Below are 6,140 nucleotides of genomic sequence, written 5' to 3' on the forward strand. Positions count from 1 at the left end.
TCGTACTGTCGGGTCGTGGCATCCCCCGACGTCCTCCGCTACTCCGCGTTCTCCGCCCGCCCTGACGGCGGCAATCCGGCGGGGGTCGTCCTCGATGCTTCCCGGCTCGAGGACATCGGGATGCAGCGCATCGCCGCCGAGGTCGATTACGCGGAGACCGCGTTCATCACGGGGACGACCGATGACGGTGCTCGGACGGTCCGCTACTTCTCCCCCATCGCCGAGGTGCCGTTCTGCGGGCACGCGACCGTCGCGACCGCGGTCGCCCTCGCCGATGGCGGCTTCGCGCAGCCGGGCGAAGTGCTCCGGTTCGCGACACCGGTCGGGCCGGTGGCGATCACCGTGTCATCGGACGCGACCGGGATGCGCGCGTCGTTCACGAGCGTGCCACCGGTGGTGACGGAGCTCCCGGCGGATGACCTCGACGCGATCCTCCGTGAGATCGGCGTCGACGCGGGAGCGGTGGATGCCGATCTGCCGCCGCGCATCTCGAACGCGGGCAACCCACATCCGATCATCGTCATTCGGGACCGCGCCGGGTTCGACGCATTCACCTTCGACCCGGACCGCGTGCGCGTGCTGATGAACGAGCGCGGCTGGCCCGCGACGATCACGGTGCTGCACCGGCTCGCGCCGGACCGCTTCGTGGCCCGGAACCTCTTCCCGGTGGGACGCATCACCGAGGATCCCGCCACCGGATCGGCGGCAGCCGCCGTCGGCGCCTATCTCCGCGAGCTCGGGGTCGTTCCGGAGCCGAGCCGCGTGATCATCGAGCAGGGCGCGCATGTCGGTCGCCCGAGCGAGCTGATCGTGGACGTTCCGCCCGAGGGCGGCATCGTCGTCAGCGGCTACGCGGTGCCGATCGTCTGAGCGTCACTCCATGTCGTCGTCGGCCGAGCAGTCCGAGGCGACCATGAAGCCGGCGCGCACCGAAGATCACGGCCGGCCGATCGCGCCGAACATCGCCGCGATGCTGCTCGGCTGTTCGACGGCGGCGAAGTGCCCGGCATCCGGCAGCACCGTCTCAGTCACCTGCGGGACGAACGCCGACAACCGCCGGGCGTCGCGTCCGTGCACGAACACGTCGCGTTCGCCTCGAACCGAACGGACCGGGCATCGGATGCCGCGCCAGACCGACTCGTCGTACGCGGCGGCAGCTCGCGCGGCCAAGACGAAGGACTGCGGCCGGATCTCCTCGGCCAGCGCGCGGAGGACGGACCCGTCGACCGCGTGCGGCGCGGAGAACAACGGAGCGCTCAGCACGCGGAGCAGCCCGACCCGGTCGAGCCCGCGCAGCAGCGGACGGGCTGCGCCGCGCAGCGCCGAGAGCACCCGCATGGCGAGCAGCATGCCGGCGAAGCCGGGCAGGCGGGCTCCACCGCGCAGCGGACGCCGGATGGCGTCGAGGACGGCGGGACCGGACGCCGAGATGACCAGCACCTCGGCGGTGCGGCCAGGGGCGCGAGCCGCGATCTCGAGTGCGAGCAGCCCACCCAGCGAGTGCCCGACGAGCACGAACCGGTCATAGCCGAGCTGGTCGGCGACCTCGACGACGGCGCGGCCCAGGCCGGGGACGTCGACGTCGGATGCCGCGGCTCCGCTCTCACCCCAGCCCGGCAGATCGAGTGCGATGACGTCGCGGACGGGGTCGCCGGACGCGATCGCCGCGCGGAGGACCGGGGTCCACGTGGTCCACGAGCCGGCGGCGCCGTGCAGGAGGATCGTCGGGGTCTCGCCGGTCCGAGGCGAGACCCGGGCGACGATCGTGCCAGCGGACGTCTCGAACTCGCGGCGACGCAGACCGACTGCCCGACCGTCCGCGACCAGGGCCGACGCGCGGCGCCGAGCACCGCGTGAGGTGGCGCCCGGCGATCTGGTCACACCGGTGATTCGACGCCGAATGGCGTTCGGATGCCGGATGTCGCCGCGCGGGCGTAGCCTCTGCGGCAGACGCAGAGAGGCGCATCATGACTGACGACCCGGCCGACGGCATCGGCATCACCCCGATCCACGTCGGCGATCTGCTCGTCGCAGACGACGAGGTCATGCCCATCGTCGTCCACCTGATCGACCATCCAGACGGCCGGATCCTCGTCGACACCGGCATCACACGCGTGCATCCTGCGGTCGCCGACATGGATCCGCGCCTGCGCCCGCTGACCGAACACGATGTCGACCTCTCCACCGTCACCGCCGTGGTGAACACGCACCTGCACTTCGACCACTGCGGCGGCAACCATCTGTTCGCAGGTACGCCGATCTACGTCCAGCAAGCCGAGCTCGACGACGCTCGCACGCTCGAGGACTACACCATCCGCGAGTGGGTGGATGCCGCCGGCGTGACGTACGAGCCGGTCAGCGGGGAACACGAGATCCTCCGGGGTGTGCGGCTGCTCCCGGCAGCCGGGCACACGCGCGGGTCGCAGATCGTGGTCGTCGACGGCGAGGGCGGTCCCACCGTCATCGCGGGCGACACCGCCGTCTGGTACGGCGAACTCGACGAACCCACGACCGAGGGGCAGCGGCTGATCCTGTCGCTGGCGCCTCGCGAGGTCTATCTGTCGCACGTCCTCGAGCCGTGGCGGCCGGGCGAGCGCTGACCCGCGCGTCACCCGATCCGGGTGCGGAGGGCCTGGGCGTCGGTCTCACCGTCGACCAGGACGGCTCGCGCAAGGTCGCGTGCGTCCTCGACGTTCCAGAGCAGCACGCCGATCGGGGCGCCCGACTCGTCGCGGTAGTAGACGACCGTGCGCTCGTCGTCGAGATCGACCACCAGCGGATCCTTCTCGGGGTCGAGGGTGCCGACCGCCTCCCACCGCACGCCGAACACGGCGGAGTAGAAGTACGGGGTGTGGCTGTACGGCAGCCGCTCCCCCGCCATCGACCGTCCGACCGCGGCGCCCTGCTCGTTCGCGTTGTCGACGTGCTCGACGCGGGAACGGCCGAGGATCGGATCGGGGTATGCCGCGATGTCACCGGCGGCCCAGATGGCGTCGTCGCTCGTGACGAGGTGCTCGTCGACGATCACGCCGCCGTCGACGTCGAGCCCGGCCTGCTCGGCGAGGTCGACGACCGGATCGACGCCGAGGCCCAGGACGACGACGTCGGCCGGACGTTCGTCGCCGCCCTCGAGCACGACGTGCAGGCGATTGCCCTCCGTACGCACCTCCTCGACGCGCGCCCCGGGGACGAGCTCGACACCGCCGTCGCGGAACAGCTGCTCGTACCGCGTGGCGAGCTCGGGCGGGAAGGTGCCGTCGCCGAGGACCTCTGAGGGGAAGAGCAGCTCGGTCTCGACGCCGTTCTGCACGAGCGCAGCCGCGATCTCGGCGCCGATGTACCCGCCGCCGACGACGACGGCGCGGCCGCCACGCTCGGCCAGCTCGCGCAGGCGGCGGTAGTCCTCCGCAGAGCGGAAGAAGAGGATGCGGTCGTCGTCGGGCGCCGGGATCTCGCGGGGCTTCGACCCGGTGGCCAGCAGGAGTCGCCGGTAGCCGAGCTCGTTGCCCTCGCCGATCGAGACCGTCTTCGCCGCGCGATCGATGGACTCCACGAACGTCTCGAGCCGGATCTCCGCACCCGTCTCCTCGGTGCCGAGCGGCACCTGATCCCACGTGAAGTCGGGGTCGGTCCAGAGCTTCTTCGACAGCGCAGGACGCGTGTACGGCGGGTCGACGTCCGCGCTGAGGATGCCGATCGTGCCGTCCGGATCGAGTTCCCGGATGCCGCGGGCCGCCGCATCCGCCACCATTCCGCCACCGACGATCAGATAGTCGTACGTCCGCATCACACACTCCGCTCGCTTCGTTGCGGGCAACGGTAGGTGGGTGCGACGTGATCGTGCTCGGGGTTGCGGAGGGTCGACGGCCGGGTTAGTCGGCCCCGCCGAGGGCCGCCGCCTTCGCCTGCAGCGCCTGCCGCTGCACGGTGTTCGCGATCAGCCCCGCGGCGGCGGCGAGCTGCGACCGTGCCTCGTCGACGCGTCCGAGCTGCGCCAGCAGTTCACCCCGCACGCTCGGGATGAGGTGCGACCCCCGCAGCGCGCCGGAGCGCTCGACCTCGTCGACGATCGCAAGCGCCTCGGCCGGGCCGGACGCCATCGACACCGCCGCCGCGCGGTTGAGTTCGACGACCGGACTCGGCGCGAGACGACCGAGGATCTCGTAGAGCAGCACGATCCGGCTCCAGTCCGTGTCCGAGACGCTCGGCGCGACCGCGTGGCACTGAGCGATCTCGGCCTGCAGCGCGTACGCGCCGCGACCGACACCGCGTGCGGCGGACGCGGCATCCGCTCGACGCAGCTCGTCGACGGCGCGGGCGATCTGTCCGCGGTCCCAGCGGGAGCGGTCCTGATCGGCGAGCAGGATCGGGGCACCGTCACGCGTCTCGCGCGCCGCGAAGCGCGAGCGCTGGAAGTCCATGAGCGCCAGCAGTGCGAGCGGCTCGGGCTCGCGCGGCAGCAGTCCCGCGACGACACGACCGAGCCGGATGGCCTCGTCGGCGAGGTCGGGCCGCACCCAGCGTTCGCCGGCGGTCGCCGCGTACCCCTCGGTGAAGACCATGTAGATGACGCCGAGCACCGCCCCGAGCCGGCTCTTCCACTCCGACGGATCGGGCGTTTCGAACGGGATGCCGGCCGCCGCCAGCGTCTTCTTGGCGCGAGTGATGCGCGCCTGCACCGTCGGGACGGTGGTCAGCAGCATCCGCGCGATCTCGTCGGTCGTCAGGCCGGCGACGACGCGCAGCGTGAGCGCGATCTGCGACTCGCGCGACAGCGCCGGGTGGCACGCGGTGAACACGAGACGCAGCATGTCGTCGTCGATCGGCTCCCACTCGCCGCTGTCGACCTCGTCGAGCTCGTGCGAGATGCCGGCGTAGCGGTCGTCGAGTGCACTGCGCCTGCGCCAGGCGTCGACGACGCGCCGCTTCGCGACGGCGGTGAGCCACGAGCCCGGGTTCGCGGGGGCGCCGTCGCGCGGCCACGCCGTGAGCGCTTCGACGAGCGCCTCCTGCGCGACATCCTCGGCGAGGCCGAGGTCGCCGGTCATCTTGGCGACGGATGCCACGATCCGCGCGCCCTCGATGCGCCAGACGGCCTCGACCTCGCGCCGGGTGTCGTTCGTCACGGGATCACGGGGCGGACTGCTCGGCCTGCTGCTCGCGCCAGCCCTTCTCCTTCTCGATGTACTCGTTGTCGGCGTAGTCCGCGAAGTCGGACTCGTCGGTCACGCGACGGACCTCGAGCTTGTTTCCCGGCGTCAGCGGCGCCCGCTTCGCCCACTCGATGGCTTCTTCGGCGGTGGCGGTCTGGAGGATCCAGAACCCGTTGAACAGCTCGTGGATCTCGCCGTAGGGGCCGTCGCTCACGACCGGCGTCTCGCCGTTGAACTCGACGACGTAGCCCGGCTCCTGCGCGAGTCCCTCACCCGCGACGAGGACGCCCGCCTTCATCATCGACTCGTTGTAGGCGCCCATCGCATTGATCACGGCCCCGAAATCCATGTTCTCGTAGTGCTCGACTGCCGCCTGGGTGGCCCGCATGATCAGCATGTGCTTCATGGTCATCTCCTGAGTTCCGGGGGACGTGTGTTCGTCCCTCTCACTATCGCGTCGAACGGGCGCGAGGGAAATCGACATGGGGATGGAAGATTTTTCGCGCGGTGCTGAGGTGTCGCCGGATTCGGAGGATGTCGTCTGATTCGGATGCCGGGGTTCGGTCGCTCCGAATCCGGTGCCTATCTCCGAATCCGGTGACGGGTCTGCGGAATGAAGGGCTGATCGGCGGCGGTTTCGGCCAGGGACGGATGTCGGAGGTCGGTGCTTCGATGGAGGCATGACGGAAGCGGTGGACACCCCGGGCGGCGAGGACCACTTCGCCGTGCTCGCGGGGATCCTCGCGGACGTTGCGGAGGTGGAGCGCGAGGCCGCCGCGGTGCAGATCCGGCAGCTGCGCATCCTCGCATCCGCGGGGCATCTGGCGCAGGCGCAGGCCGTGAAAGCGGGCACCCGTGTCCGGATGCACGACATGGCGTTGCGGGCGATCGCGGCGGAAGTCGGCGGGGTCATGCGGGTCGCGGACCGGACCGTGCAACGGCGCATCGACGACGCCCTCGTCATCATCGACGGCTACCCGGCCGCCG

General features: G+C 71.1%; 6 protein-coding genes and 1 pseudogene. 3 read left to right on the plus strand and 4 right to left on the minus strand.

Annotated features, from left to right (window positions below; genetic code table 11):
- Positions 1 to 15: 15 nt before the first annotated feature.
- Entirely contained in the window at positions 16 to 870 is an 855-nt protein-coding gene (locus KZX17_RS14895; protein WP_248174897.1) for a PhzF family phenazine biosynthesis protein, read from the plus strand.
- Between the two features lie 66 nt (positions 871 to 936).
- On the opposite strand, the gene KZX17_RS14900 is transcribed toward KZX17_RS14895, so the two are convergent.
- Positions 937 to 1,881, minus strand: coding sequence for an alpha/beta fold hydrolase (locus KZX17_RS14900; RefSeq protein WP_248174895.1), 945 nt, complete (start codon positions 1,879 to 1,881; stop codon positions 937 to 939).
- An 86-nt stretch (positions 1,882 to 1,967) separates the two neighbouring features.
- Between KZX17_RS14900 and KZX17_RS14905 the strand changes: the two genes are divergently transcribed.
- Positions 1,968 to 2,600 (plus strand): MBL fold metallo-hydrolase, encoded by a 633-nt coding sequence (locus tag KZX17_RS14905; RefSeq protein WP_248174893.1) that lies wholly within the window; start codon positions 1,968 to 1,970, stop codon positions 2,598 to 2,600.
- Positions 2,601 to 2,608: 8 nt separating this feature from the next.
- Here KZX17_RS14905 and KZX17_RS14910 read toward each other — a convergent pair whose 3' ends face one another.
- The 3 genes from KZX17_RS14910 to KZX17_RS14920 form a co-directional block, all read right to left on the minus strand.
- Positions 2,609 to 3,787: an NAD(P)/FAD-dependent oxidoreductase gene (locus tag KZX17_RS14910; protein ID WP_248174891.1), complete on the minus strand. Its 1,179-nt coding sequence runs from the start codon at positions 3,785 to 3,787 to the stop codon at positions 2,609 to 2,611.
- Between the two features lie 85 nt (positions 3,788 to 3,872).
- A complete protein-coding gene (locus KZX17_RS14915; protein ID WP_248174889.1) occupies positions 3,873 to 5,126 on the minus strand; it encodes a sigma-70 family RNA polymerase sigma factor in 1,254 nt (417 codons plus the stop codon).
- 4 nt (positions 5,127 to 5,130) lie between these two features.
- A complete protein-coding gene (locus KZX17_RS14920; protein ID WP_248174887.1) occupies positions 5,131 to 5,559 on the minus strand; it encodes a YciI family protein in 429 nt (142 codons plus the stop codon).
- A gap of 274 nt (positions 5,560 to 5,833) precedes the next feature.
- Between KZX17_RS14920 and KZX17_RS14925 the strand changes: the two are divergent.
- Positions 5,834 to 6,140, plus strand: a pseudogene (locus KZX17_RS14925) (HNH endonuclease); the annotation flags it as partial.

The organism is Microbacterium sp. EYE_78, assembly GCF_023149035.1.
Lineage (GTDB): Bacteria > Actinomycetota > Actinomycetes > Actinomycetales > Microbacteriaceae > Microbacterium.